The sequence below is a fragment of the Bacillus capparidis genome, assembly GCF_017832095.1.
In the GTDB taxonomy this organism is placed as follows: Bacteria; Bacillota; Bacilli; order Bacillales; family Bacillaceae; genus Bacillus; species Bacillus gobiensis.
Map to the genome: position 1 here is coordinate 78,705 of NZ_JAFDST010000001.1, position 26,516 is coordinate 105,220.

27 protein-coding genes and 1 riboswitch are annotated in these 26,516 nt (G+C 41.6%); of the genes, 18 read left to right on the forward strand and 9 right to left on the reverse strand.

The genetic code is table 11. The annotated features are described in order from the left end of the window. Positions 1-14 precede the first annotated feature (14 nt). The 3 genes from metH to JOC74_RS00410 form a co-directional block, all read right to left on the reverse strand. Positions 15-3,440, reverse strand: coding sequence for a methionine synthase (metH, locus tag JOC74_RS00400; RefSeq protein ID WP_053602440.1), 3,426 nt, complete (start codon positions 3,438-3,440; stop codon positions 15-17). After that, positions 3,421-5,262 (reverse strand): bifunctional homocysteine S-methyltransferase/methylenetetrahydrofolate reductase, encoded by a 1,842-nt coding sequence (locus JOC74_RS00405; protein ID WP_053602441.1) that lies wholly within the window; start codon positions 5,260-5,262, stop codon positions 3,421-3,423. The genes metH and JOC74_RS00405 overlap by 20 nt, the downstream gene beginning before the upstream one ends. A 76-nt stretch (positions 5,263-5,338) precedes the next feature. Continuing rightward, positions 5,339-5,458, reverse strand: a riboswitch (SAM riboswitch). Positions 5,459-5,527: 69 nt separating this feature from the next. After that, a complete protein-coding gene (locus tag JOC74_RS00410) occupies positions 5,528-6,019 on the reverse strand; it encodes a YajQ family cyclic di-GMP-binding protein (protein ID WP_053602442.1) in 492 nt (163 codons plus the stop codon). Between the two features lie 114 nt (positions 6,020-6,133). On the opposite strand from JOC74_RS00410, the gene JOC74_RS00415 reads away from it, so the two are divergent. Further along, entirely contained in the window at positions 6,134-6,991 is an 858-nt protein-coding gene (locus tag JOC74_RS00415) for a CvfB family protein (protein WP_053605962.1), read from the forward strand. Positions 6,992-7,215: 224 nt separating this feature from the next. Here the strand turns inward: JOC74_RS00415 and JOC74_RS00420 are convergent, their stop codons facing one another. Then, positions 7,216-8,070, reverse strand: coding sequence for a DegV family protein (locus tag JOC74_RS00420; protein WP_053602443.1), 855 nt, complete (start codon positions 8,068-8,070; stop codon positions 7,216-7,218). 139 nt (positions 8,071-8,209) lie between these two features. On the opposite strand from JOC74_RS00420, the gene JOC74_RS00425 reads away from it, so the two are divergent. Then, a complete protein-coding gene (locus tag JOC74_RS00425) occupies positions 8,210-9,049 on the forward strand; it encodes a YitT family protein (RefSeq protein WP_053602444.1) in 840 nt (279 codons plus the stop codon). Positions 9,050-9,064: 15 nt separating this feature from the next. Beyond that, positions 9,065-9,520 carry a BsuPI-related putative proteinase inhibitor gene (locus tag JOC74_RS00430; RefSeq protein ID WP_053602445.1) on the forward strand — a complete coding sequence of 152 codons (456 nt, stop codon included), beginning with the start codon at positions 9,065-9,067 and terminating at the stop codon, positions 9,518-9,520. Between the two features lie 49 nt (positions 9,521-9,569). Here JOC74_RS00430 and JOC74_RS00435 read toward each other — a convergent pair whose 3' ends face one another. From JOC74_RS00435 to JOC74_RS00445, 3 genes are all read right to left on the reverse strand, one after another. Next, positions 9,570-9,767 carry a DUF3813 domain-containing protein gene (locus tag JOC74_RS00435; RefSeq protein WP_053602446.1) on the reverse strand — a complete coding sequence of 66 codons (198 nt, stop codon included), beginning with the start codon at positions 9,765-9,767 and terminating at the stop codon, positions 9,570-9,572. A gap of 3 nt (positions 9,768-9,770) precedes the next feature. After that, positions 9,771-9,908, reverse strand: coding sequence for a hypothetical protein (locus tag JOC74_RS00440; RefSeq protein WP_192841134.1), 138 nt, complete (start codon positions 9,906-9,908; stop codon positions 9,771-9,773). A gap of 92 nt (positions 9,909-10,000) precedes the next feature. Beyond that, positions 10,001-10,810, reverse strand: coding sequence for a Cof-type HAD-IIB family hydrolase (locus tag JOC74_RS00445; protein ID WP_053605963.1), 810 nt, complete (start codon positions 10,808-10,810; stop codon positions 10,001-10,003). Between the two features lie 144 nt (positions 10,811-10,954). On the opposite strand from JOC74_RS00445, the gene JOC74_RS00450 reads away from it, so the two are divergent. The 10 genes from JOC74_RS00450 to JOC74_RS00495 all read left to right on the forward strand — a co-directional run bounded on the left by JOC74_RS00450 (position 10,955) and on the right by JOC74_RS00495 (position 22,093). Continuing rightward, complete coding sequence (locus JOC74_RS00450; RefSeq protein ID WP_053602447.1) at positions 10,955-11,722, forward strand: alpha/beta fold hydrolase; 768 nt, start codon at positions 10,955-10,957, stop codon at positions 11,720-11,722. 65 nt (positions 11,723-11,787) lie between these two features. Next, positions 11,788-12,096 (forward strand): metal-sulfur cluster assembly factor, encoded by a 309-nt coding sequence (locus JOC74_RS00455; RefSeq protein WP_053602448.1) that lies wholly within the window; start codon positions 11,788-11,790, stop codon positions 12,094-12,096. Positions 12,097-12,400: 304 nt separating this feature from the next. Then, the gene (gene argC / locus JOC74_RS00460; protein WP_053602449.1) at positions 12,401-13,438 is read left to right on the forward strand and encodes an N-acetyl-gamma-glutamyl-phosphate reductase; all 1,038 of its coding nucleotides are present in this window, start codon (positions 12,401-12,403) and stop codon (positions 13,436-13,438) included. A 16-nt stretch (positions 13,439-13,454) separates the two neighbouring features. Continuing rightward, the gene (gene argJ / locus JOC74_RS00465) at positions 13,455-14,675 is read left to right on the forward strand and encodes a bifunctional ornithine acetyltransferase/N-acetylglutamate synthase (RefSeq protein WP_053602450.1); all 1,221 of its coding nucleotides are present in this window, start codon (positions 13,455-13,457) and stop codon (positions 14,673-14,675) included. A gap of 16 nt (positions 14,676-14,691) precedes the next feature. Then, on the forward strand, positions 14,692-15,468 hold the full coding sequence (argB, locus tag JOC74_RS00470; protein ID WP_053602451.1) for an acetylglutamate kinase: 777 nt from the start codon (positions 14,692-14,694) through the stop codon (positions 15,466-15,468). Continuing rightward, on the forward strand, positions 15,465-16,625 hold the full coding sequence (gene argD / locus JOC74_RS00475; RefSeq protein WP_053602452.1) for an acetylornithine transaminase: 1,161 nt from the start codon (positions 15,465-15,467) through the stop codon (positions 16,623-16,625). Before argB ends, argD begins: the two co-directional genes overlap by 4 nt. Before the next feature lie 92 nt (positions 16,626-16,717). Continuing rightward, positions 16,718-17,788 carry a carbamoyl phosphate synthase small subunit gene (locus JOC74_RS00480; protein WP_053602453.1) on the forward strand — a complete coding sequence of 357 codons (1,071 nt, stop codon included), beginning with the start codon at positions 16,718-16,720 and terminating at the stop codon, positions 17,786-17,788. Beyond that, on the forward strand, positions 17,781-20,858 hold the full coding sequence (gene carB, locus JOC74_RS00485) for a carbamoyl-phosphate synthase (glutamine-hydrolyzing) large subunit (RefSeq protein ID WP_053602454.1): 3,078 nt from the start codon (positions 17,781-17,783) through the stop codon (positions 20,856-20,858). The genes JOC74_RS00480 and carB overlap by 8 nt, the downstream gene beginning before the upstream one ends. Continuing rightward, positions 20,855-21,805 (forward strand): ornithine carbamoyltransferase, encoded by a 951-nt coding sequence (gene argF / locus JOC74_RS00490; protein WP_053602455.1) that lies wholly within the window; start codon positions 20,855-20,857, stop codon positions 21,803-21,805. Before carB ends, argF begins: the two co-directional genes overlap by 4 nt. 108 nt (positions 21,806-21,913) lie before the next feature. After that, positions 21,914-22,093, forward strand: coding sequence for a YjzC family protein (locus tag JOC74_RS00495; protein ID WP_053602456.1), 180 nt, complete (start codon positions 21,914-21,916; stop codon positions 22,091-22,093). Between the two features lie 42 nt (positions 22,094-22,135). Here the strand turns inward: JOC74_RS00495 and JOC74_RS00500 are convergent, their stop codons facing one another. After that, on the reverse strand, positions 22,136-22,321 hold the full coding sequence (locus JOC74_RS00500) for a YjzD family protein (RefSeq protein ID WP_053602457.1): 186 nt from the start codon (positions 22,319-22,321) through the stop codon (positions 22,136-22,138). Positions 22,322-22,553: 232 nt separating this feature from the next. Here JOC74_RS00500 and JOC74_RS00505 point away from each other — a divergent pair, with 232 nt between their 5' ends. The 4 genes from JOC74_RS00505 to JOC74_RS00520 all read left to right on the forward strand — a co-directional run bounded on the left by JOC74_RS00505 (position 22,554) and on the right by JOC74_RS00520 (position 25,166). After that, positions 22,554-23,285: a hypothetical protein gene (locus JOC74_RS00505; RefSeq protein ID WP_053602458.1), complete on the forward strand. Its 732-nt coding sequence runs from the start codon at positions 22,554-22,556 to the stop codon at positions 23,283-23,285. 86 nt (positions 23,286-23,371) lie between these two features. Continuing rightward, positions 23,372-23,944 carry a hypothetical protein gene (locus JOC74_RS00510; RefSeq protein ID WP_053602459.1) on the forward strand — a complete coding sequence of 191 codons (573 nt, stop codon included), beginning with the start codon at positions 23,372-23,374 and terminating at the stop codon, positions 23,942-23,944. Between the two features lie 73 nt (positions 23,945-24,017). Further along, the gene (locus tag JOC74_RS00515) at positions 24,018-24,974 is read left to right on the forward strand and encodes a BMP family ABC transporter substrate-binding protein (RefSeq protein WP_225970369.1); all 957 of its coding nucleotides are present in this window, start codon (positions 24,018-24,020) and stop codon (positions 24,972-24,974) included. A 6-nt stretch (positions 24,975-24,980) separates the two neighbouring features. Beyond that, positions 24,981-25,166 (forward strand): ComZ family protein, encoded by a 186-nt coding sequence (locus JOC74_RS00520; RefSeq protein ID WP_053605964.1) that lies wholly within the window; start codon positions 24,981-24,983, stop codon positions 25,164-25,166. A gap of 35 nt (positions 25,167-25,201) precedes the next feature. Here JOC74_RS00520 and JOC74_RS00525 read toward each other — a convergent pair whose 3' ends face one another. After that, positions 25,202-25,402 (reverse strand): hypothetical protein, encoded by a 201-nt coding sequence (locus JOC74_RS00525; protein WP_376773343.1) that lies wholly within the window; start codon positions 25,400-25,402, stop codon positions 25,202-25,204. A 174-nt stretch (positions 25,403-25,576) separates the two neighbouring features. Between JOC74_RS00525 and JOC74_RS00530 the strand changes: the two genes are divergently transcribed. Beyond that, on the forward strand, positions 25,577-26,515 hold the full coding sequence (locus tag JOC74_RS00530; protein ID WP_053602462.1) for a beta-ketoacyl-ACP synthase III: 939 nt from the start codon (positions 25,577-25,579) through the stop codon (positions 26,513-26,515). The last annotated feature ends 1 nt before the right edge of the window (position 26,516 follow it).

The following is a 26,516-nucleotide window of genomic DNA, read 5'->3' on the forward strand; positions in this document are numbered from 1 at the left end:
GCAGCTTTTGGTATTTAATGTACATTGAAGTAACGCGCTTCGGGGTGAGAAACTACTATTGCCGACACAGAGGCCTCAGGTTCCATCATAAACCCTTCTGTTAATTGAACGCCGATTCCTTCCGGCTGAATGAGGCGGAAGAGCTTCGCCTGATCTTCAAGATCCGGACAGGCAGGGTACCCGAAGGAATACCGTTGTCCCTGATATTTCGCCTGGAATCTTTCTTCCATTGTGAAATCCGGAGAATCAGGGAAGCCCCAGCGGTCACGGATGATTTGATGCGTCCGCTCCGCCAAGCCTTCTGCAAGCTCTAGAGCGAGCGCTTGAACGACATGGCTTTTTAAATAGTCTCCCTGTGTTTTAAACTGATTAGCAATTTCTCTAATATGGCGTCCGGCTGTTACCGTGAAAAATGACACGTAGTCAATCTTATCCTTTGTATGCACATAATCGGAAATGCAACGGAACGGAAGCTTCTCTTGTCTCGGGAAATGGAACGTTTCAAGAATATCCTGTTGATTCCCAGGGTCGAGGATATGAAGATCATTCCCTTCACTATATGCTGGAAAGAATTGATAGACAACTTCAGGATCAAACCATTTTTTCTCTTTCCCCTCCTGCAGAAGCTCATCAATGATTTCTTTTAGCTGCATCGCTTTTGGATCTCTCTCAGCCAAAAGCCTCTTCACTTTTCCTTTTAATCCTAAGTGATGGCCGATCAGCATTTGTTCATTGACATACGGAACGATACTGGCAAGGTCGATGTTTTTTAAATAATGCCGTTTGCAATCTTCCGGAACAAAGACAGGAGCTTCAGATATAACGGCTCTCTTCTCAAGAAGCTTCACTGCTGTTTCTGATTGTTTTTTCTCTTGAACGGTTTCTGCCGGCGTTTCCTGCTGGCGTTTCTCCTCGATAAATCGGTCTAAGTCTGTTCGGAGATCATTGGCCAAGGCCAGTCCGTCCATCGCATCCTTTGCATAAAGAACTGGTCCAGTATAAGCAGGAGAGATTTTCATTTTCGTAAATTTCCTTGATAAGGCTGCACCTCCTACCATAATCGGCAGAGAAATATCAGCCTCATGGAGATCCTGTGCCGTAATGACCATTTGCTGGGCGGATTTGACAAGCAGCCCGGATAGCCCGATGATATCGGGATTTTCTTTGCGGACAGCTGCGATTAAATCTTGCGGAGTCACCTTAATGCCAAGATCTACAACCTTATAGCCGTTATTGCTTAGGATGATATCTACTAGGTTTTTGCCAATGTCATGAACATCGCCTTTGACGGTCGCAAGAATAATCTTGCCCTTTCCGCTCTCGTCTTTTTTCTCCATGTAGTTTTCCAAAAAAGAGACAGACGCTTTCATCACTTCAGCTGATTGCAGAACCTCGGCGACGATCAATTCATTATTGTTAAAGAGACGCCCAACCTCTGCCATGCCGGTCATCAAAGGTCCATTGATAATTTCAAGAGGAGTGCTGTATTTTGTTAACGCCTCCTCCAAATCCGGGATCAGCCCTTCTTTTGTCCCTTCAATGACGTATTCGGCCAAACGATCCTCAAGAGATAGTGACTGCTTTGGCTTTTTGTCAGCCTTCTTTTTGCCTCGATAAAACTCTGTGAAAGTGGCAAGGGTTTTGTCATCCGTCTGGAACAATAGCTTTTCCGCCATTTCAACCTCTTCTTTTGGTATGGAGGCAAATCGTTCAAGCTTTTCGGTATTAACAATGGCATAGTCAAGTCCCGCTTGCGTACAGTGGTACAAATAAACCGCGTTTAAGATTTCTCTTCCTACTGGCGGAAGACCGAATGAGACGTTGCTGACGCCAAGAATAGTCAAGCAATCGGGAAGCTTTTCTTTAATTAAACGAATGCCATTGACGGTTTCACTCGCAGAGCCGATGTACTGCTCATCTCCAGTTCCGACCGGGAAGACGAGCGGATCAAAAATAATGTCAGTGGACGGAATGCCGTATTTTTTTGTGAGCAGTTCATGCGAGCGAATCGCGATTTCCAGCTTCTTCTCAGCTGTGACGGCCATGCCTTCCTCATCTATCGTCCCTACAACAAGAGCTCCACCATATTTTTTGACTAGTGGCAATACCTCTTCAAACCGTTCTTCACCGTCTTCTAAGTTAATAGAATTAATAATTGCTTTTCCTTGCGTATATTTCAAGGCTACCTCAATCACAGCTTCATCTGTTGAATCAATGACAAAAGGAGCTTTAACTTTTTTCATCGCTTCTTTTATAAAGTTTTCCATATCCTCAGCTTCATCACGGTCGGGATCTGCCAAGCAGACATCCACGACATGGGCACCGTTTTTAATTTGCGCTCTTGCGATTTCTGAAGCTTCTTCAAACTTTTGTTCAGAAATGAGTCGCTTGAATTTTCTGGAGCCGATGACATTTGTCCGTTCTCCTACAAAGAGAGGGCGCATGCTTTCTTCGTAAAACAGTCCATCAATTCCGGAAACCGAATGAGGAAGCTTGTCTTTCGGGATCTCTCTAGGAGGAATAGCGGAAACTGCTTCGCGCAGCGCCTCGATATGTGCCGGCGTCGTTCCGCAGCAGCCGCCGATAATATTCAGCCAGCCTTGCTCGGCAAAGGCTTTAATTTTCTTCGCAAGAGAGGAAGGGGATTCATGATAATGCCCTTCTTCATCAGGCAGTCCGGCATTCGGATAACAGCTGACGTAGGATGACGAAAAGGAAGAAAGCGTCCGGAGATGATCGGTCATAAACTCCGGTCCCGTTGCACAATTTAATCCGACACTGATCGGCTTCATGTGCTGAAGGGAAATGTAGAATGCTTCAATATCTTGTCCTGCCAGAGTGGTACCCATCGGTTCTATCGTGCCGGATACCATTAAAGGCAATTGCTTGCCTGTATTCGCAAAGGCTTCCTGAATACCGATAAACCCAGCTTTCACATTCAGCATGTCCTGGCTTGTTTCCAGCAAAAGAAGGTCAGAGCCGCCGATTATCAAGCCTCTTGCTTGCTCTTCATAGTTGGCAACCAACTCGTCAAACGTTGTACCCCCGGTAACTGACAGTGTTTTAGTCGTAGGGCCCATAGCACCTACAACAAAACGAGGCCAGTCGGCAGTTGAGAATTTCTGTACAGCTTCTTTTGCCGACTCAGCTGCTTTTACGTTAATATCAAATGCTAAATGTCCGAGCTCATATTCATCTAATACAAGCTTCGTTGCCCCGAATGTATTTGTTTCAATCAAGTCAGCGCCAGCTGCTAAATAATCTTCATGAATAGACCTGATAACGTGGGGCGCAGTGATTGTTAAATATTCATTACAGCCCTCGTATTCTTCTCCGCCAAAATCATCTGGAGAAAGGTTGGCATCTTGAATCATTGTACCCATGGCACCGTCTAGAATGAGAATTCTCTTTTTTAGCTGATCATTGATGGTCGTGGACATGATGTATCTCCTTTTTCTTCTGGTGTATATAAGTCGTTAATTCTGACGTTAGATCGCTCCGTAAAAAGGGAGTAATTAAATAGATTCCGTTAAATAACTCACATGCTGTATCTAAAAGGGATTTTGCAATAGAAAGTCCTTCCTCTGCCTGTTTTTGCTTATCTTCTCCGGCAAACGCCATGGCCTCTCTGATTTCGTCGGAAAGTTTAATCCCCGGGATCTCATTATGAATAAATTCAGCATTTCTGCTGCTGGTCAGCGGCATGATGCCAATGTAAATCGGCGTTGTCAAATGCTTCGTTTCTTCATAGATTTTGTATAGCTGCTCTTCGGAATAAACGGGCTGTGAAATAAAATAATCAGCTCCGCATTCAATTTTTTTCTCCAATCGTTTAACTGCTTTATCAATATGGCGGACATTCGGATTAAACGCACCTGCAACAGAAAAGTTTGTCTTTTTCCCTAAAGGCTTACCCGAATAGGATACTCCCTCATTAAATTGCTTAATCAGTCTTATTAAATCAAAGGAAGTCAGATCATATACCGAGGTCGCTCCTGGAAAATCACCTATTTTTGATGGGTCTCCTGTGATGGCCAGGATGTCTTGAAGACCTAACGTATCAAGACCCATTAAATGGGACTGAAGTCCGATCAAATTTCTGTCTCGGCAAGTGATATGAACTAGCGATCTCATGTCAAGCTTCTGCTTTAATAGCGCCCCGCAGGCAACATTGCTGATTCTCGGAGTCGCTAGCGAGTTATCAGCCAACGTAAGTGCATCAATTCCGGCGGCTTGAAGCTCAGAAGCCGCATGCAGAAATTTTTCAAAATTAAGTTTTTTAGGAGGGTCAAGTTCCACGATAATTGTCCGCTTTTGCTTTGCAAGTTCGTCCAAGGAAGGCTCCTCGCGGATATCCTGAACATGGACGGGATCCGTTTTTTTGACCTTGACGCTTTTTTCGGTAACTGGATGCAATTGCTTGACGGCTTCTGACATTGCTTTGATGTGTGCAGGAGTCGTACCGCAGCAGCCGCCGATAATTCGCGCTCCTTGATTTCGAAATTTTAGCGCACTTTCGCCGAAATAATCCGTATCTGTTTCATAGACCAAGCGTCCTTCCTCTAATGCCGGTAAGCTGCTATTCGGATAAACAGCCAGATATGAATGCTTTGGCAGTGGGACCTCCTCAAGGGATTGAATCATGTGATAAGGTCCGAGACTGCAGTTCATACCCACTGAATCGGCTCCTAAACCTTCCAGTGAAGCAAGGGCATCGGCTAATGATGTACCGTCTTGAAGAACACCTTGTTCATGCATGCTCACATTGACAATGATCGGAAGGTCCGTTTCCTTTCTGGCGATCTTTAATACTTCCTGTGCTTCTTCCAGGTCGTAATACGTTTCTAATAGTAACCCATCAGGCTCTTCGTGAAGCAGAAGGTAGAGCTGTTCACGAAAGCTTCGTTTGATTTCTTCGAGCGTATGGGCACTTTTATTAAAAGTGCGGATACCGCCGATAGTACCGAGCACATATGCTTGCTCTGCAGCTGCCTTTGCGAGCTGAACAGCAGCTGCATTGATTTTTTTAATATCGTCTTCTAGACCATATCTGGATAGCTTTATATGATTTGCTCCGTACGTATTTGTTTGAATAATATCAGCTCCGGCATTAACATACGCTTGGTGAACGCCGCGAACTGCTTCAGGCTGAGAAATGTTTAATTCTTCGAAACACCGGTCAATTCCATAAGAATAAAGAAGTGTTCCCATCGCACCATCGGCGATTAAAATTTTCTTTTGCAAATCTTCGATCAGTCCCATAATTTCCTCCTCAAGTACGAACTATAAATAAAAAAAGTCTTCTGTTTGAAGAAGACTTTTGTTCGTTTCCGCTGTCTCCTTATCTTTCAAGCAAGTACGCTTGCTGGATTTAGCACCTTGGTCATGAATGAATTGAATCATTGCACCGGTTGCTGAAGCTTCACAGGGCCAGTCCCTCCGCTTCTCATGATAAGTTGTATGAATGATATGAAAAATAATAGTATTTTCAATTTACATGAAGTGAACGAAATAATCAACTAGTAATTTATCGGTAATTAATAAATTGGACATCAATAGGTAGGTCTGCTCCCTTGATTAAAGAGATAATTTGCTGAAGATCGTCTTTGTTTTTACCTATGACGCGGAGCTGATCGCCTTGAATCTGGGATTTTACTTTGATTCCGGAATTTTTAATCAGGTTATTAATTTTTTTCGCTTGCTCGCTGTCGATCCCTTGAACAAGTTTTCCACGTTGCCTGACCGTGCCCCCTGCGGCTTTTTCGCTTTTCGAATATTGAATATTTTTGGTCGGCACATTCTGCTTGATCAGCTTGTTCACCAATACATCCTTCAGCTGATCCATTTTAAATTCATCATCTGAAACCAACACTAGCTCGTCCTTTTCAAGTGTAATGTCACTTTTGCTTCCTTTAAAATCATATCGGTTGGCTACTTCCTTCATCGCATTTCCGATTGCATTTTGGACATCAGGTAAGTTTACCTTTGATACGATATCAAATGAACTCTCTTTTGCCATTTTCGGCCTCCTCGTCATTTATCTTATGAATTGATTATAGTAGAATAAAGTACAAACTTCCAACGTAGCTGGAGATAATATAAGATGATACAGGAAACAGAAAGGAAGAAACAAATGAAACCCGGTTTAAAGGTTACTTTAGAAATAGAGAAAAAAGCAGATTACGGATATTTTTTGACTGATGGAGAATCGACTATCCTGCTTCATAACAGCGAGATCATAGAGGATATTTCCGATCGTGAAGAGGTACTTGTGTATCTTTATGTTGATCATGAGGAACGATTGGCTGCAACAATGAAAATGCCGAAAATAACGGAAGAGGTTTACGATTGGGTCGAGGTTGTCGACGTAGTTTCAGGCAGAGGAGTCTATGTCGATGTCGGCCTGTCAAAGGATGCGTTAGTAGCGACAGAGCATTTGCCGCCTTTTGAAAGCATTTGGCCAAAAGCAGGCGATAAGCTGTATTGCATGATGAAAGTAACAAAATATGGACGCATGTTCGCAAAGCCTGCTCCTGAAGATGTCATAAAGGAGCTGTTTCAACCAGCTGATCAAAGCCTGATGAATAAAGAATTAACGGGCACGGTTTATCGATTAATCGCTTCAGGATCTTTTGTCATTTCTGAAGAGGGAATCAGGGGATTTATCCATCCATCCCAACGCAAGGAAGAGCCAAGGCTTGGCGAACAGCTTAAGGCGCGTGTGATTGCGATTAAGGACGATAGCTCTGTCAACTTATCTCTGCTGCCGAGGAAACAGGATTCGATGAGCACTGATGCAGAACAAATCATTTCCTATTTGAGAACGAGAAATGGAGCTATGCCTTTTTCAGATAAAAGTGACCCGGAAGATATCAAAGAACGATTTCAGATGAGCAAAGGTGCTTTCAAACGTGCGTTAGGTCATTTGATGAAGCAGGGTAAAGTGCGTCAAGAGGGAAGCTGGACTTACGAAATAACAAAAGAAAAATAATAAGAAGAATACAGGCTGGATGCTAAGTTTCTTCGTCTTTTTCTAGAAAAAACTGCAGCGCTAATAACCTGGAGAGATCGCACAAATTAAAATCTAAAGAAACGACAAAAGTACATCAAAGTAAACATGAAAGAGATAATTTTATATCTCAACTAAAAAAGCCGGCTCATTAATCTAAGCCGGCTTCTTCTATTTCACATGTAAGGCAGAAGAAGACTTTCTGTCTATTCTTTTCCTGCAAAAAATATGGCAAGCGTACCGGGACCTGAGTGGGCTCCGATTGCGGCACCAATCATACTAATGACGATCTCTTTAGGTTGAAAAGCTTCTTCGATCAGCTCTTTCACCTCATTTGCCAGCTCAATGTCGTCGCCGTGGCTGATTCCGATTCTTTGTTCGCTTAAATTTACGCCTCTTGCTTCTATCAGTTCAATCATGCGTTTTACTAATTTTTTTCGTCCCCTGATTTTTTCTAACGGAACAAGCTTTCCATCCTTCATGTGCAAAAGTGGCTTAATGCTAAGCAGGCCACCGACAAAGGCTGAAGTTTTGCTTATACGTCCGCCTCTTGCTAAATAGGTTAAATCGTCAACTGTAAAAATATATTGAAGACTTTCACAATAGTTCTTTACAGACTCTTCAACTTCCTGTATTGTATTTCCGGTGCTAATAAGCTCCTGAGCATACATAACGGCTAATCCACAGCCTAATGAGGCGCCTTTTGAGTCAATAATCTTCAGATCGAAATCAGGATATTCTTCTAAGACTTCATTTTTCATCATAACCGCCGTGTCGTATGTACCAGAGAGTCCGGAAGAAAATGCGATATATATTGAGGGTTCCGCGGTTTTCGCGAGTTCTGTAAAGGTTTCCTTCAGAAAATTTGGAGATGCCTGAGAGGTTTTGGGGGATTTTCCGTTTCTCATCGCTTCGTAAATCTCGCCAGGCCGAATTGTGATTAAATCGTCATATTCATTTTCATCAAGGTTGACTCTTAATGGAATAAATGTAATGTTATTTTCATCATAGTAACTTTTTGGCAGATCAGCTCCGCTGTCAGCAAGCAGTCGAATCGTCATGTGAATGGATCCCTTCTTTCTATAACATAAATGAGCATTCATTCATTGTAACTATATCACACTTTTTTACTTTTCGTATTCAAACCTATGTAAGAAGGGTAAACCTAACATATAGGAATAATTTTTTTGGAGGAAACAAATGAAAGAGGAAATAAAAAAATTCGTCATCGTATGTATAGGAGCACTATTAAACGCAATTGGACTTAACCTTTTTTTAATCCCTGCTAATGTGTATGCGAGCGGCTTTACAGGTGTGGCCCAGCTGTTGTCAGGAGTACTTGACGCACACTCGCCGATATATATATCAACCGGGATCCTGCTCTTTCTATTAAATATCCCCGTCGGTATATTAGGTTGGCTGAAAGTAGGGAAATCATTCACTCTCAATAGTATTTTGAGTGTTGCGCTTACTTCAGTATTTTTGACGATTCTTCCTGAGACGAGATTTTCCGAAGATATTTTGTTAAATGCCGTATTCGGAGGAGTGATTTCCGCGATTGGGATTGGAATGACCTTGAAATACGGAGCCTCAACAGGAGGTCTTGATATCGTGGCGATGATTCTTGCCAAATGGAAGGACAAGCCCGTTGGAACCTATTTCTTTATCCTAAATGCAATCATTATTTTGATGGCTGGTGCATTAAATGGGGCAGAAAAAGCATTATATACATTAGTCACGCTTTACGTAACGACACGGGTAATCGATTCTATCCATACAAGACATGAAAAGCTGACCGTCATGATCGTCACAAAAAAAGCAGATTTGCTTACAAAAGCAATTTATAGCCGTATGAAGCGTGGAATTACGAACGTACCTGCAAAAGGGGCATTTACAAACGAAGAAAAAGATATGATGATAATAGTAATCACAAGATACGAGCTCTATTATTTGGAGAAAATAATTAACGAGATCGATCCTGAAGCTTTCACTAACATCGTTCAAACGACAGGGGTATTGGGACTGTTTAACAAGGATTAATCAGGGGGTCATGCGATGAAATGGTTTGCTGTACTAGTCTTTTCAATGTTACTGCTTGGAGCTTGTGATCAAAAGGAAACTCCCCAATCTGACAAGGAGGTATCAGGTGAAGTGGAACAAAATGATCTGGCATTGTCGATTGAAGCAGTACCGAAAAACGGTGAAGTAGAATTTATTATGGCTCTAAAGAATAACAGGAATGAGGATGTTGAATTTACATTTAACACCGGGCAGCGATTTGAGCTTGTCGTGTACGATGAAAAAGGAGAACAGAAATACCGGTATTCCAAGGACAAAATGTTCACACAAGCATTTCAATCGATCGTTTTAAAACCAAGCGAGGTTTATGAGTTTACCGATGTATGGAAAACAGAAAATTTAGAGCCTGGTGAGTACAAGGCTACAGTTACGTTTTTAGGGAAATCAGAATCTGTGAATACATTGAAGGCAAGTACAAGCTTCAGCTCTTAGGGGAAACCCCTTTTCCTAATAAATAGGAAAAGGGGTTTTTTGTCTTGGGTTACGATAACCTATCCAGATGGTTTTGCATCTTGCGCAGCTGAGCCCTTTCAGCGTCTGTCGAATTGGCAAATGCAGAAGAAACGGCATTTTTTGCTGCAGAAATCGCATGTGTCAGATCACCAGAGGTTTTTCCTGAAGCTGTTTGGTCGGCATGAAGAACAAAATCTTTTGCCTGATCAAATAATTCATTTCGCACGATTTAAGTCCCCCTAATTGTGGATTCTTGATCTCGAATGGATTCCTCCAAAGTTGAACGGTAGGGAAACCTTGCATCATGAAGGCTTACAGCATCTTTACCTTGCTGAACAAAACGCTTTGATTTGTTGCGTTTACCCATCAATATTGCCCCCAAAAAAACGTATTGGCGAGCCTGTCGCCAATACTAGTATGTCTTTGGATAATCAGAATTAGTAATGGGAAAAAATAATATTACGAAAAGAAATCTTTTAAAAATTCGGCAATGCCATTTTCTTCATTTGTCTTAGTGATGTGATTGGCTGTCTCTTTTATCAGAGGAATAGCATTTCCCATAGCAACACCATGGCCTGCAAATTGTATCATCTCTGTGTCATTGTCTTCGTCGCCGAAAGCGATGATGCGATCTTTAGGAATTCCGTAATATTTGCTGATTTTCTCAAGACCTACTGCCTTATTGATTCCTTTTTTAATGATTTCAATGACATGAAAAGGTGCAGCCCATCTACGATGATCGACGACCTCTGCGTGTACATCCGATAAATAACTTCTGATCCTTGGGACATCCTCTTCTTTCGCATGAATTAATATGCTTGTGACATCCTCGCCAAGAGTGGATCTCAAATCGCCTACCGTTACTTTCGGATCACCCATGCTGAACACATCGATCAACTGTTCATCATGATAATGGAAGTACACATCGTCAATGATTTCAGCTAAAATATTATGTACGTGATATTTTTCAGAAATTTCAATAATATCTTTCACTGCATTCAAATCAAGTGAGGTATGAAATCTCCCCCACGATTTGTCTTGCGGATGATGGACAAATGCACCGTTAAAATTAACGATTGGACTGTCAAGCTTGAGCTGTTCATAATAAATCGCAGATGAACGATAAGGTCTTCCTGTTGAAATGCAAACTTGATGTCCTTCTGATTTTAAACGCTGAACAATTTCAATTGATTCGTTCGAAATGGTTTTATCATCTTTCAATAATGTGCCATCCAAATCTAAAGCGATTAAATACGGTTTAGTGTTCATAAAAGCTCCTTTGTCGTGGAAATGTAAGCAATCGTCAGCTGCCCCAGTCATATTATCTCCTACTATAGTTTATCTTTTTCCCATATTTATTGTCTACATGTTAGACTTATGTAAATGGATATGCGTAAAGGAGTTGAAATAAACATGGTCACTATCGAAAAAGAAAACATTTCAACGATTTCATTGCTTCATATTTATAGAAATGATTTGCGTCAAAACAAAGCGCCGCTTGTTATTTTCGTCCACGGATTCACAAGCTTTAAGGAAATGAATCTTTCCTTAGCATATATGCTGGCTGAAAAAGGGGTGCGTGTTGTTCTTCCTGACGCACTTTACCATGGCGAAAGAGGAGAAAATCTTTCTAAAAATGAATTAAATCTCCGCTTTCCGTCCATTGTTGTTAACGAGATTAAAGAGCTTGAAATGATTAAGGAACATTTTGAGCAGAGAGACTTAATTGACAGCGGCAAAATCGGAGTCGGAGGTACATCGATGGGCGGGATTACGACTCTGGCAGCCCTTACACAATACAAATGGATTAAAGCTGCGGTCAGCTTGATGGGCAGCCCGAGTTTACATAGTTTTTTAAAGCTGCAGGTGGAATCGATGAGAGCCAGCGGTTTTTTGCTTCCGATCCCCGATACTGAATTAAATCATGAACTCGAACAGTTAATCGCCTATGATTTATGGGAACAACCGGAAAAACTGAATTTGCGGCCGCTATTCTTCTGGCATGGAAAAAGGGATCCATACGTTCCTTTCGAGCCGACCTATCAATTTTATCAGCAAGTGGTTCCCTTCTATGCAGATACACCAAAACGGCTTGAATTTATTGCAGATGACCAGGCTGAGCATAAAGTGAGCAGTGAAGGTTTAAAGAGAGCCGTTGAATGGTTTGCCTGCCATTTGTAGGAAGAAGCACTTTCATTTTTATTCAAGAGAAGTTTCGTTATACTAACAAAAAAGGAGTGATATAAATGGATGAAGCATTAAGGGAAAATATTTTCGGAGCACTTGAACAGGTGGTCGATCCTGAGCTTGGTATAGACATTGTAAACCTAGGTCTTGTGTATGAGCTTGACATGGATGATGAAGGAAATACGACGATCACAATGACATTGACATCTATGGGTTGTCCGCTTGCACCTATTATCGTAGATGAAGTTAAAAAAGCATTAAATGACATTCCGGAGGTCAAGGATGTACAGGTGGATATCGTTTGGAACCCGCCTTGGACAAGAGATAAAATGTCAAGATATGCAAAAATCGCGTTAGGCATTCAATAAGATTTTTTTTACTGCCCCCATTTCGTTGCAAATGGAGGCAGTTTTATTTTTTGGTAATTTTTTTATTTATTTTATTTATTAGAAGTTTCTTTACTTTATAATAAGCATGTAGCCTGTCTTTTGCGAGAGACAGGCTTTTTTAGGGCGGATTCGAATGTTTGGTTTCGATTTATAAAAGGAAAGAGTTATTTGTATAATCGGCGAAATAAAGATTTTAAAAGAATTAGTAAATATACAATTGAATTAATTTTTATTCATGTTATAATGTTATATAATTTAACAGGATCGAGAAGGTGAACGGAACGTGAAGATTGGTATTGTTGGTGCTACTGGCTATGGAGGAGCAGAATTACTTCGTATTTTACATACTCATCCATATGCAGAAGATTGTATATTGTATTCATCTAGTGAAGACGGCCTTCCGTATTGGGAAAGCTTTCCGCATGTCAATAAAATCATAGATAAAACATTACAGCCAATTGATGTTGAAAAAATGGCTGAAGAAGTGGATTTTGTCTTTTTGGCGACTCCGCCGGGAGTGTCAAGCGAACTAACTCCCCAATTTGCAGAAAGACAAGTGCCTGTTGTTGATCTTTCCGGTGATTTGCGAATGAAAGAACCGACAGTCTATGAAAAATGGTACAAGAGAAAAGCAGCTCCTCAGCAAATCATTTCTGAGGCAGTATACGGATTGAGCGAATTAAATGCCAAGGCAATCAAAGATGCTTCATGTATTGCAAATCCGGGCTGTTTTCCGACTGCGGCTATCCTTGGTCTTGCGCCGCTGGTTAAAAATAGAGCAATAAAGGAACCATCCGTCATCATTGACGCAAAAACAGGAGTGTCGGGAGCGGGCAGGAAAGCTTCTTCTGCGACACATTTTTCCGAAACAAACGAGAATTTTAAAATATATAGTGTCCATGAACATAAGCATACACCAGAAATCGAGCAGATGTTAAGCAGTCTCAATCCATCCTTTGAGCGAGTGACATTTACGTCTCATCTCGTGCCAATGACGAGAGGAATCATGGCGACGATCTATGCCGATCTTGCCGGAAACTATAACAGCAGCCAATTACATGAGCTGTATAAGGAATTTTATCAAGATTCCTATTTTGTAAGAATCAGAGATATCGGAAATTATCCGTCGACAAAAGAAGTTTATGGAAGCAACTATTGTGATATAGCCGTCGCAGCTGACGAGAGAACAGGAAGGGTAACCATCGTTTCTGTGATCGATAATCTCGTCAAAGGAGCTGCCGGCCAGGCAGTACAAAATTTTAATTTAATGAATGGATGGCCGGAGGAAACAGGCTTACTCTTCTCCCCAATATATCCATAAGACAGGAGCGAAAAAAATGATTCAGTTGAGTCAGGATAGCATCATTAAGGTTCAAGGTTCGGTATCTTCACCTAAAGGCTTCATTGCCAAAGGAGTACACATTGGTCTGCGATACGCAAAAAAAGATTTAGGGTTGATTGTAAGCGAGGTTCCCGCTGTCAGTGCGGCAGTTTATACACAGAGCCACTTTCAAGCCGCACCGGTTAAAGTAACTAAAAATAGCTTTGAAAATGATTCCTTCATAAAAGCTGTGCTGGTAAACAGCGCAATCGCAAATGCGTGTACAGGAAAGCAAGGCATGGCAGATGCTTACGAGATGAGGCGGTTATGTGCAGACCAGTTGAACGTTGATCCGGAAATGGTAGCCATTTCTTCAACTGGAGTGATCGGAGAGCTTCTCGATATGGATAAAATCCGCAAAGGAATAAATGTTCTAAGCGAAACGGACCCGGGTGACGGCCATTTCGAAGAAGCCATTTTAACGACAGATACAAAAATTAAGCAAACCTGCTATGAAATGACGATCGACGGTAAAAAGGTTACGATTGCGGGCTGCTCTAAAGGATCCGGAATGATTCACCCGAACATGGCGACGATGCTTGGATTTGTTACAACGGATGCAGCCGTTAACGAACAGGCGCTGCAAAAAGCATTGAGTGAAATTACAGACGTATCCTTTAACCAAATCACTGTTGACGGGGAAACCTCGACGAATGACATGGTTTTGGCCATGGCGAACGGCTGCGCAGGAAATCAGCCGCTAGACGAAAACCATCAGGATTGGAACACATTCCTAACTGGTTTCCGTATGGTCTGCGAGGATCTTGCCAAGGAAATTGCCAGAGACGGAGAGGGCGCAACGAAGCTGATCGAAGTGCGTGTAAGCGGGGCGGAAAACAAAAAAGAAGCAAATGTTATTTCCAAAAAAATCGTAGGCTCCGACCTAGTAAAAACAGCTGTGTATGGAACAGACGCTAACTGGGGCAGAATTGTCGGAGCGATCGGCCACAGTGATGCAGCTGTATCACCTGATTCCGTTGAAATCTACATCGGCGGGCAATGCTTATTTAAAAACGGCGAGCCTCAAAGCTTTTCGGAGGAATTGGCGAAAGACTATTTATTAGGCGATGAAATTACCATATCTGTGGAACTGAACATAGGCGATGGAGCAGGAACTGCTTGGGGCTGCGATCTAACCTATGATTATGTGAAAATAAATGCAAGCTACCGAACTTAATTAAGAGGGGAAAACAATGAATAAAACAATAGTTTTTAAATGTGGAGGCAGTGTCATTAAAGAGATTTCTGACGACTTTTTTGCCAACCTGAAACAGTTAAAGAATGACGGATGGAAATTTGCAATTGTTCATGGCGGCGGACCAGAAATTACTTCCATGCTTAACAAACTTAAGATCAACACGGAATTTGTAAAAGGACAGCGAAAAACAACAAAGCAAGTACTCGAAGTGGCTGAAATGATTCTTTCAGGCAAGATGAATAAATTTTTCGTATCACGCCTTACAAGCCATGGGTTAAAGGCGGTCGGTCTATCAGGGACAGATGGAGGACTGCTTAAGGCTGAATACCTCGATAAGAAAGTGTACGGAGAGGTAGGTTCGATTAAAGCAGTTGATACAAACGTGCTTCATGGGCTGATGGACGTTGGTTTTATTCCTGTCATCGCCCCTCTTGCATTAACAGAAAGCTGCCAAACCCTAAATGTGAATGCTGATCTTGCCGCTTCAGCAGTAGCTTCTGAATTGAATGCCAACAAGCTGATGTATGTGACTGATGTTTCCGGAATAATAAATAATGGCAAGCTGGAGAGTGAGCTTACCCCTGCAGACATCAAGGAGCTGATTTCTTCCGAAGTGATTACGGGAGGAATGATTCCTAAGGTCGAATCAGCGATGAGCGCATTAAGTGAACGTGTAAAAGAAGTGATGATTGTAAATGGAAAAGGATCATTTTTAGCGAATGATACTTTTACCGGTACGAAAATAATTAAAGAAAAGGAGCATGTATTATGAGCCATTTGTTTCAAACCTACAGCCGTTGGGATATAACTGTGAAGGAAGCAAAAGGATCCTATCTCGTCGATGAAAACGGCAAGGAATATCTCGACTTCGTTCAAGGAATTGCCGTGTCAAACCTTGGTCATTGCAATCAAGCAGTCACAGAGGCTGTCAAAGCGCAGCTGGATAAAGTTTGGCACGTTTCAAATATGTTTCATTACCCTTTGCAGGAACAGGTGGCAAAAAAACTTACGGAACACAGCGATGGAGATTTGGTTTTTTTCTGTAATAGCGGCGCTGAAGCTAATGAAGCAGCGATTAAGCTGGCAAGAAAGAAAACACAGAAGAAAAACATTATCACATTTACTCAATCGTTCCATGGCCGTACCTATGCAACGATGGCCGCTACCGCCCAAGAGAAAATAAAAATTGGGTTTGGTCCAATGCTAGAGGGTTTTCATTATCTCCCTTATAATGATGCAGAGTCGTTGCAATCATTTGAAGGCGATGATATTGCTGCTGTGATGCTTGAAGTGATTCAAGGAGAAGGCGGTGTAAATCCTGCGGAAGAATCTTTCCTTGAAGCGGTAAAAACGTTTTGTGAAGAAAAAGACGCATTGCTTATCATCGACGAGATCCAAACCGGAATAGGCAGAACCGGCAAGCCATTTGCTTATCAACATTACAATCTGTCACCTGACATTATGACATTGGCAAAAGGGTTAGGGAACGGCTTTCCGATTGGAGCAATCGTAGGGAAGAAGGAGCTTGGAGATGCGTTTTCTCCCGGATCTCATGGAACGACCTTCGGAGGGAATATGTTGGCAATGGCTGCAGCAGATGCTGTGACGACTAAAATTTTTAATGAAGAATTTCTCAAGGACGTCCAGCAAAAAAGTGAATACCTGATAGAAAAATTAAAAACTGAACTCGATGTCCCAACTGTTAAGTCCATTAGAGGAAAAGGATTTATTATTGGAATTGAGTGTACTGAGGAAATTCAGCCAGTTCTACTGAAGCTGCAGGAACAAGGATTTCTGGTGATACCGGCAGGACCGAATGTGATTCGTCTGTTGCCGCCGCTGACAGTAACGAAAGCGGAAGTCGATACCGCTGTAACGAAAATTAAAGAAGCTATATATGCAGTATCAACTGTCAATTCAAAAGGGTAGCGGGGGCTGATCGCCCTCCGATAAAAAATTTGAGCCTTATTGCATAAACATTCAATATAATTTATTATTATTCATCGAGGAGGGATTCGGAAATGGAAGGCTACTTAGTGTTAGAGGATGGAACCTCCTATAACGGAGAAATAGAGACAGAAGTTGAATGTTCGGGTGAGATCGTATTTTTCACGGGAATGACAGGGTATCAAGAAGTTCTGACAGATCCTTCTTATAAAGGGCAAATTGTTGTTTTTACCTATCCTTTAATCGGAAATTATGGGATTAATAAAAGTGATTTTGAGAGCATGAAGCCTCAGGTTAAGGCAGTGGTTGTATATGAAGCGACAGACCACTTTTCCCATTGCGAAGCAGAAATGAGCCTGCGTGAATATTTGAAAAAATGGAACATCCCGCTGATTACTCACGTAGACAGCAGGGCTGTTGTAAAAAAGATTCGTTCAAAGGGTACAATGAGCGCAATGATTTCTGCATCAAAAGATGCACCAAGTTTTGAGAAGGAAGAAAAGGATCAAAATGTCATTGAACAAGTGGCTGGAAATAAGGAAATTTCAACGTACGACAATGGTTCAGTTCATATCGCCGTAATCGATTTTGGTAGTAAAAAATCGATTATTACTAGATTAATAGAACGCGGATGCAAGGTAACAGTCATACCATACCATCAGCTGGAATCGGTAGAACAAATTTCACCTGATGGCATCGTTCTTTCTAACGGCCCTGGTGACCCGAAAGTAATGGAACCTTATTTAAAAACACTGAAAAAGCTATTGATTGCTTATCCTTCTTTAGGAATATGCCTTGGCCATCAGTTGATAGCTTTGGCGTTCGGAGGAAATACGTATAAGCTTCCATTCGGCCACAGGGGAGCAAATCATCCTGTCATTGACAAAGACACGAAAAAGGTCTTCATGACAAGCCAAAACCATAGCTACGTCGTCGATAAAGATTCACTTCAGACAACCGATTTTGATGTTCGTTTTTACAATGTAAATGACGGATCAGTCGAAGGTCTTTACCATACGAAATATTCAATCATGTCCGTCCAATTTCATCCGGAAGCAAATCCGGGGCCAGTTGAAAGCGAATGGATCTTTGATGATTATTTGCAAAAACTTAAAGCAGGAAGAAAGGAAATTGCTCATGTCTAAAGATAGCTCTTTACAAAGCATACTCGTAATAGGCTCTGGTCCCATCATCATCGGGCAGGCAGCAGAATTTGATTATTCGGGAACTCAAGGCTGTATTGCTTTAAAAGAGGAAGGCTATAGAGTCATACTCGTAAATAACAATCCTGCGACCATCATGACAGACCAAACCTTTGCGGACGAAATTTATTTTGAACCGCTTACGCCAGAAAGCATTACATCCATTATCGAGAAGGAACGTCCGGATGGTCTGCTTGCCAATTTAGGCGGCCAGACTGCATTGAACCTTGCTGTTCAGCTTGAAAAAAAGGGAGTGCTTAAGAGTTACAATGTAAAGCTTTTGGGAACTTCTGTAGAAACGATCGAAAATGGAGAAGATCGGGAGAAATTCCGGGCGCTTATGAAGAAGCTTAATGAGCCCGTTCCGGAAAGCGAAATTGTTGACAATAAAGAAGACGCACTTGATTTTGCCAGCAAAATAGGATTCCCAGTCATCATCAGACCCGCTTATACACTTGGCGGAAAAGGCGGTGGAATCGCAAAATCGAAGGAAGAATTTCTTAAGCTGATCGAAAATGCTCTTTTGGCAAGTCCGATCAATCAATGCTTAGTAGAAAAAAGTATAGCGGGATACAAGGAAATTGAATATGAAGTGATGCGCGATAAAAACGACACGTGCATTACCGTTTGCAATATGGAAAATATTGATCCCGTAGGCGTTCATACCGGTGACTCAATCGTAGTAGCACCGTCACAAACCTTAACTGACCAGGATTACCAACGGCTGCGTTCTGCAAGCTTAAAGATTATTTCAGCTTTGGATGTCATTGGAGGCTGCAACATACAATTCGCCCTTGATCCGCACAGCAAGAATTATTTTGTTATCGAGGTTAATCCGCGTGTCAGCCGTTCTTCCGCTTTGGCATCAAAGGCAACCGGTTATCCGATTGCCCGCATGGCCGCGAAGCTTGCTGCCGGTTACACGCTTGATGAGCTGAAAAATCCATTAACGGAATTAACCTATGCAAGCTTTGAGCCAGCCCTTGACTATGTGGTCGTAAAATTTCCAAGATGGCCGTTTGACAAATTCAAACAGGCAGACAGAATTCTTGGCACAAAAATGAAGGCGACTGGAGAGGTTATGGCGATTGAACGCAATCTGGAAGCAGCATTGCAAAAAGCAGTAGCTTCCCTTGAGCTTGACACAATTGGAACGCATCTCAGGGAGCTTGGCGATGTATCGACGAACAAGCTATGGGAAATGGCAGTGAATCCGGATGACCGGAGATTCTTTGTTGTGATGGAATTGTTAAGCCGAAACGAATCGGCGGAAGAAATCCACTTGAAAACAAAAATCGACCGCTATTTTCTTTCTGTTTTCAAAACAATTATTGAAATGGAAAACAAAATGATGAAAGATCCGGAATTTCTAAATGGCAATGGTTTGAAAATCGTTAAGGAAAAGGGCTTTACTGATCGGTCAATTGCATCCTTGACCGGAAAAGAAGAATCTGCCATACGTGCCTTGAGAAAAGAAAAAGGAATCACAGCATCGTATAAAATTGTTGATACGTGTGCGGCCGAATTTGATGCAAAAACGAATTATTTTTATTCCACATACTTTGGAGAAAATGATGCGGATGTAACAAAGAAAGAAAAGAAAAGGGCATTGATCATCGGCTCAGGACCGATTCGTATAGGTCAGGGAGTCGAATTCGACTATAGTGCCGTGCAGGCTGTGTTGACTTTGCAAAAGATGGGCTTTGAGGCAATCATGCTGAATAATAATCCTGAAACAGTCAGCACAGACTATGAAATTGCTGATCGACTTTATTTCGAACCGATTACTCTTGAGCATATCTTGAATGTCATCGAAGCGGAGGAAATCGATTTTGCCATTGTCCAGTTCGGCGGACAGACCGCGATCAACGTCGCAGAAGAATTGGAACAGGCTGGAGTCCCTCTTCTTGGAACCTCATTTGAGACTATCGATTTGCTTGAAGACAGGGACCGGTTTTATCAACTGCTAAATGAGCTTGATATTAAGCATGCCAAAGGTGATACTGCTTATGACAAGCAGGATGCCGTCAATAAAGCAAAAGATATCGGCTATCCAGTATTGATCAGACCATCCTACGTTATCGGCGGTATGGGTATGATTATTGTTGATTCAGAAAAAATGCTGCTTGAATTGCTGAACGATGCGAATCACTTGCCTTATCCGATATTAATTGACGAATATATTTACGGCAAAGAATACGAGATCGATTTAGTGGCGGATGGGAAAGAAATCTTTGTGCCAACGTATGTTCAGCACATTGAAAAAGCGGGTGTTCACTCAGGGGACAGCTTCGCGGTACTGCCAGCACAATCTCTCACTGAGAAACAGCAGCAGGAGATGTACCTGGCGGCAGATCAACTCGTTAAAAAGCTTTCCTATCAAGGTGTTATGAATATACAGTTTGTTATTCAGAAGGATGAAGTACTTGTTCTGGAGGTTAATCCGCGTGCGAGCCGGACAGTACCGGTTGTCAGCAAGGTAATGGGTGTGCCGCTTATTCCGTTAGCGACTAAAGCTTTAGTGGGAGAGCATCTTGAAGATATGAACCCTGAAATCCAAAACCATTCTGCAGTCGCTGTGAAATTTCCAGTCTTCTCCTCACACGCCATTCAGGATATCGACCTGAAGCTCGGTCCGGAAATGAAAGCGACCGGTGAAGGAATGTGTGTAGCGGAAAACATGGAAAGTGCGCTTAAGAAGATTTTCGCAAACGAGTGGACGAATAAGGGTTCGATCTATTTGGAAGGTTCTTCAGAGCTAAAAAAGCTTGCTGAGGAAAATGGTTTTACAGTGGATGAAGACTTTGACTCCTGGCTGAAAAAAGATGATAAAATCCTTCATATTCATCTGAACACTTCGGAAGAAGCGAAAAAGCAAAGGATTGCTGCCCTTACCAACGGTGTTACTGTCTTAACAGAGGAAGAAACGGTTTACGCCTTTTTTGCCGGCGCCTCAGGCGAAACGAAAGTGACATCACTAAGTGAGATTTATAAAAAGGAAGTGGAAGTATGAGCTCATTACATGTGAAACAGGAGTCAGTGACCGAATTGCAGGGTAAGGACTTTCTCACATTGGCGGATTTAACAAAGGAAGAAATCATCGGCCTGCTTGAAGAAGCAGCTAATCTCAAAAAAAACAAATTTCAGCCGATTTTTGCAGGAAAGACGCTGGCAATGATTTTCGAAAAATCTTCCACTCGGACACGCGTCTCGTTTGAAGCTGGTATGGCGCAGCTTGGTGGGAATGCGCTGTTTTTAAGCAATAGAGACATACAGCTCGGGCGGGGAGAAACGATTGCCGACACGGCTAAGGTGTTGTCTGGCTATGTCGATGCCATTATGATCAGAACGTTTGAACACGAAAGAGTTGAAGAGCTTGCCAAATACGCAACGATTCCCGTTATCAATGGATTATCTGATTTCGCGCATCCATGCCAAGCGTTAGCAGACCTGTTAACGATATATGAAACAAAAGGCACACTGGAAAACGTAAAGGTCGTCTATGTAGGGGATGGCAATAACGTTGCCCATTCCCTTATGATTGGCTGTGCGAAGGTCGGCTGCGACATCACAGTCGCTTCTCCTTCGGGGTATGAACCACAAGAAGGAGTCATTCAGTCGGCAAAAGCATTTGCAGAAAAATCAGGTGCTGCTGTTACCGTCACTAATGATGCGGAACAAGCGGTAATTGATGCAGACGTCATTTATTCAGATGTCTTTACGAGCATGGGACAGGAAGCGGAAAGCGAAGAGCGCTTGAAGATTTTTTCAGGCTTCCAGGTGAATTCAGAGCTTGCAGCTCATGCGAAGCCTGATTACACCTTCCTTCATTGCCTTCCTGCTCATCGAGAAGAAGAAGTCACAGCTGAAATTATCGACGGACCTAATTCAGCGGTGTTCCAGCAGGCGGAAAACCGGATGCACGTCCAAAAAGCGCTGCTGAAAGCTTTAATCAAGTAATAGCAATAAAAAGGCCTCCCAGCTCGGGAAGGCCTTTTGCTTTTTGTAAAAACATGTTTTTTTATCGAATGGGTATACTATTTTTGATTAAGGTGAAGGAGTGAAATTATGGGACAGCAGCACCAATTTAAACCTGGCCAAAAAGCACCGAACAATGGTATATATGTTGAAATTGGTGAAACAGGAAGCATGGTAAAAGACCCGCAAAAAATCCGCTTGAGTGCAGGTGATATGTTTCCCGACACCTCAAACCATAATCGGATTTGGACTTACCAAAGAAAACCTTAAAAAAACTCTGCTTGGAAAAATATCCAAGCAGAGTTTTTATTTTTAATGCTGTTTCGTTTCTTTCGTAGCTGGCAAAATCTCACCCAAAATAATCAGGAGAACGAACGCAATTACCGCTATAATTGATGTAGTCAATGGTTCGTAAGCTGCTCCATTCATTGAGGCAATTAAATAACCTGCCATGTGAGTTAAAAGGAACGCCCAAAAGAAAAGCATAATAAAACGCACGATCCCACCTCGTCCTTCTTTCCATTTCTAAAGCATATCATACCATAGAAAAATAGAAGGTAAAAGTACTCTAGAGATATATAAACACCAAAATTGTGAACATTTTTCAGACATCCGCTCCAATTTTTGTTTTAATGATAAAATTCAGGGGATAGGACAATTTCTTAACCCTTTCAACAATAATTCCATATGATATAGAGAAGAATTGACGTGGAGGGAGGTGAGGCAAGGGGTGACTATTTTCGAACGTTTTTTTCAATTTGAATCAGAATGGAATGCGATCCATATACCCTACCGGCCAAATGGATTCGGAGTGCTCGTTCTTGGGGACAGGAATCACTTTGTCAAGCCTGAAACAAGCTTTTGGCTGGAGCATGATGGGAAGTACAGGACGATTCAATTGCTTTTGTCTGAAGGTTATACAATTTTTTACAGCAATTTATTTAATCCCCATTGGGGGGCGAAGAAAGCGTCGGATTACACGAGGCATTTTATCCATTACGTATTAAAGCATGAAATTCTAAACGAAAAAATCCATATCATAGCAGAAGGCACGGGTGCTCTAGTGGCTGCAAATCTTCTGAATGAATCAGAAGAGCAAATTCGTTCAGTTGCTATGCTCACTCCTTGCCTTGACCTGCAAAGCTATTATGAGAACGAAAAAGAAAATAAATTTTTTTATAAGCAGCTCGTAAAACAATTGGAAAAAAGCTACGGAATTCCTGAAAAGGAAATGGAGAATTTTCGATTTCAAACAATTATCCCCTACCACAACAAAGTACCTGTCCATATTTGGCAAAGAATGAATGGGGCCTATCCGTACGATGCCCATGCCAAAATCTTCGAAGAAAAACAAATGAATGGCAAGAATCAGGTGAAAGTAACTTATTATCTGGCTGATCATCCGAATCGAATTCGATCTTCTATTCTGAAATTTTTCAAGAGGCATGAAAAGGAATTGTGAAGAATAAAGTAGTAACAGCCTGAATTCAGGCTGTTTTTCATTTTTGGACGTTAATGAAACTAATAATGAGAGGTGGGACAGGTCAAATGAATTCGGTCCTTGTCCTTGGAACAGATGAATTTTTCGGGCTTACACTTTGTGAAAAATTATTGGATGAAGGCTTTGAAGTCCATGCAGTTTTGCTTCAGACTCAAGTTAAAGAAAAACAGCATTTAATTGAGGAAAGACTGCTGTGGCTGGGAAGAAATGAGCATTTTTATGTAGAACCAAACGGAAAAAGCCAAGAATACGAAAGAATTTATATTATCTATTCTCCTGAACTGGCGGATCATGTCTGGAAAGATAGGGAACATCCTCTTTTTCTTCTTGTCTATGATCATGAAATCGGTCAAGTAAGATTAAATGAGGAAGAGCAAAAACATGTGAAAATCATTCCACTTCCTAAGATGTATGGGCCATGGGACATGAATTACAAGAAAGAAAGGCCGGACGATTGTTTTTTTGTTAATGATGTGGCTGATAAACTAGTGGAAGAAACATCCGATTGGAAGCGGAAAAAATTTTTAGCAGAGATTGAGAAGAAAACGTCAGAAGAGGAAGCGGATAAACTCATTGAACAATGGCAGCGACAAACACCTACAAAAATCGACAAAATATAAGAAACTTCTTCCAAAATTGCTAGAGGGACGATAGAATATAATCATGCATGTTTTGAAAGGAGCTGAGCATGAGTTGGCTAAGCAGCTTGCCACATTGATTGCTGTCCTCCTTGTTTTAACTAGTTGTGGACAACCTTTTACTGGAGGGAAATTAAAAAAAGCGGGGCTTCTTGTACCTGATACGATTAGTGACCAGGTCTGGGGAACAAAAGGATATAAGGGTTTGTTAAGCATCCAATCGGAATACAATGTGGATGTGTTTTATAAAGAAGGAATGAAGAGTGAAGGAGATATCGAGCGTGCGGTAGAAGATTTTGTGAAAAAAGGAACCAATCTGATTTTCGGGCACGGTGATATTTATGAACCAATCTTTAATAAACTCAGTGAAAGATATCCTGATGTACAGTTTGTCTTTTTTAATGGAGACTCAGATAAAAAGAATGTGACAAGCATTAAGTTTAAAGCTGAAGCCATGGGTTTTTTCGGAGGGATGATAGCTTCTCGAATGTCAAAAACGAATGAAATCGGCATTCTCGCTTCATATGAATGGCAGCCTGAAGTAGCAGGCTTTATAGAAGGTTCGCGTTATCAGGATAAAGAAGTCAAAGTGGATGTAGAGTATGTTGGCAGCTGGGACGACAAAGCTAAGGCACTTGAATTAAACAAAAAGTTAATCAGCAGAGGGGTCGATGTTGTCTATCCTGCAGGTGACGGGTATAATATTCCTGTAATCCAGCAATTAAAAGCTAACGGGCTATATGCCATCGGCTATATCAACGATCAAATCGATTTGGGAGACAATGTTGTTCTGACCAGTACAGTTCAGAATGTGGATCATCTCTATGAAACTGTGGCAAGAAAGTTTAATGATGGTACACTTGAATCGGGAACATGCTATGTTGATTTTCAAGAAGATATTATTACCCTTGGTGATTTCAGCCCTCTTATACCATATGATTATCAAAATAAAATCAATCAATTGGTCAAGGATTATAAACAAACAGGAAAACTTCCAAACGAAGGGACGTGAATGAGAGTGCCACATGAAAAATCAATGGAATTTATGCAAATCGCCATGAAATATTTACCCGAAGCAAAGCAAGAATTAGATAAAGCCGGAATCGAGCTGTCAATTGATTCTTTGGAGCCATTTATGAATTTATTCACGAAGGTCATGGCTGAAGCCTATGAACTGGGTAAAACAGATGCAAGCGAAAAGTAAATAAAAAAGCCATTTTTTGAACGAAATGGCTTTTTTTATTTTCCTATTTTTTTCTTTATGCTGTTAAAGAGAGGGGCAAATTCTTTCAGGGCGGGTTTAATTTCATCAAGAGAATTCATGATCTTCCCAATTTGGTTCATCACATGATTATAATCAATCGAATCAGGATCTTTCTGCTCATCTTTGACTTCTTTCTCTTCCGCTTTCTCCTTTTCTTCTCTCTTTCCGAACATCATTTGATTAAAAAAATCATTCCCTTTGTTCAATCGCATTTCCCCCTTTATTGCCAGTTTATGTTTTCGCTCGGCTTTCAGTTTAGGCGCATGCAGTATTGCCAAAGAAAAAAAAATAAGGTACGATTAGTACCAGATACTAATATTAGCTTTTAACTTTGTAAAGGAGCTTATCCTATGAATGCTGGAATATGGGGAATCGGGCGCTATCTGCCTGAAAAAGTCATAACTAATTTTGATTTAGAAAAAATGATGGAAACTTCCGATGAATGGATACGTACTAGAACAGGTATAGAAGAAAGAAGAATAGCCGGAGATGACGAATTCACCTCTGATATGGCATACTATGCTGCAGAAAAAGCTTTGAAACAAGCAAATGTGGATGCGGCGGACATAGATATGATTTTAGTAGCAACTGTTACGCCGGATCGCTCGTTTCCTTCAGTTTCTTGTATGCTTCAGGAAAGGCTGGGCGCACATAGAGCGTGTGCGATGGATTTAAGTGCTGCCTGTGCCGGCTTTATGTATGGCTTAATTACGGCAAAGCAGTTTATCGAATCTGGCAGCTACAAGCATGTTCTTGTCGTAGGGGCTGAGAAGCTCTCGGGGATCACAAACTGGGAAGACCGTAACACGGCAGTTCTTTTTGGAGACGGTGCCGGTGCAGTTGTTCTCGGCCCGGTCAGTGATGGGAAAGGCATTCTATCTTTTGAGCTTGGATCAGATGGAACAGGTGGAAAGCATCTCTATTCTGATGATGCTGCTAAAATTTTCATGAACGGCAGAGAAGTGTTTAAATTTGCTGTTCGGCAAATGGGCGAATCAAGTGTAAACGTCCTTGTAAAAGCTGGTCTGGGTAAAGAAGATGTTGATTTTCTCATTCCGCACCAAGCGAATATAAGAATCATGGAGTCGGCAAGAGAACGTCTTGAACTCCCGCTTGAAAAAATGTCAAAAACGATTCAAAAATATGGGAATACCTCAGCTGCGTCTATTCCGATTTCTCTTGTGGAAGAGCTGGAAGCTGGTAAAATAAAAGATGGAGATTTACTTGTTATGGTAGGCTTCGGCGGAGGCTTGACTTGGGGAGCCATCGCAATGCGCTGGGGTCGATAGC

Coding starts and splice junctions, on each gene's coding strand:
- metH (WP_053602440.1), bottom strand. CDS start 3,440: ATGTCCACGACCATCAATGATCAGCTAAAAAAGAGAATTCTCATTCTA.
- JOC74_RS00405 (WP_053602441.1), bottom strand. CDS start 5,262: ATGGGACTGATCGAAGATTTGCAAAAGAAAATTTTAATCGCCGATGGT.
- JOC74_RS00410 (WP_053602442.1), bottom strand. CDS start 6,019: ATGGCAAAAGAGAGTTCATTTGATATCGTATCAAAGGTAAACTTACCT.
- JOC74_RS00415 (WP_053605962.1), top strand. CDS start 6,134: ATGAAACCCGGTTTAAAGGTTACTTTAGAAATAGAGAAAAAAGCAGAT.
- JOC74_RS00420 (WP_053602443.1), bottom strand. CDS start 8,070: ATGACGATTCGACTGCTTGCTGACAGCGGAGCTGATCTGCCAAAAAGT.
- JOC74_RS00425 (WP_053602444.1), top strand. CDS start 8,210: ATGAAAGAGGAAATAAAAAAATTCGTCATCGTATGTATAGGAGCACTA.
- JOC74_RS00430 (WP_053602445.1), top strand. CDS start 9,065: ATGAAATGGTTTGCTGTACTAGTCTTTTCAATGTTACTGCTTGGAGCT.
- JOC74_RS00440 (WP_192841134.1), bottom strand. CDS start 9,908: ATGGGTAAACGCAACAAATCAAAGCGTTTTGTTCAGCAAGGTAAAGAT.
- JOC74_RS00445 (WP_053605963.1), bottom strand. CDS start 10,810: ATGAACACTAAACCGTATTTAATCGCTTTAGATTTGGATGGCACATTA.
- JOC74_RS00450 (WP_053602447.1), top strand. CDS start 10,955: ATGGTCACTATCGAAAAAGAAAACATTTCAACGATTTCATTGCTTCAT.
- JOC74_RS00455 (WP_053602448.1), top strand. CDS start 11,788: ATGGATGAAGCATTAAGGGAAAATATTTTCGGAGCACTTGAACAGGTG.
- argJ (WP_053602450.1), top strand. CDS start 13,455: ATGATTCAGTTGAGTCAGGATAGCATCATTAAGGTTCAAGGTTCGGTA.
- argB (WP_053602451.1), top strand. CDS start 14,692: ATGAATAAAACAATAGTTTTTAAATGTGGAGGCAGTGTCATTAAAGAG.
- argD (WP_053602452.1), top strand. CDS start 15,465: ATGAGCCATTTGTTTCAAACCTACAGCCGTTGGGATATAACTGTGAAG.
- JOC74_RS00480 (WP_053602453.1), top strand. CDS start 16,718: ATGGAAGGCTACTTAGTGTTAGAGGATGGAACCTCCTATAACGGAGAA.
- carB (WP_053602454.1), top strand. CDS start 17,781: ATGTCTAAAGATAGCTCTTTACAAAGCATACTCGTAATAGGCTCTGGT.
- argF (WP_053602455.1), top strand. CDS start 20,855: ATGAGCTCATTACATGTGAAACAGGAGTCAGTGACCGAATTGCAGGGT.
- JOC74_RS00495 (WP_053602456.1), top strand. CDS start 21,914: ATGGGACAGCAGCACCAATTTAAACCTGGCCAAAAAGCACCGAACAAT.
- JOC74_RS00510 (WP_053602459.1), top strand. CDS start 23,372: ATGAATTCGGTCCTTGTCCTTGGAACAGATGAATTTTTCGGGCTTACA.
- JOC74_RS00525 (WP_376773343.1), bottom strand. CDS start 25,402: ATGATGTTCGGAAAGAGAGAAGAAAAGGAGAAAGCGGAAGAGAAAGAA.
- JOC74_RS00530 (WP_053602462.1), top strand. CDS start 25,577: ATGAATGCTGGAATATGGGGAATCGGGCGCTATCTGCCTGAAAAAGTC.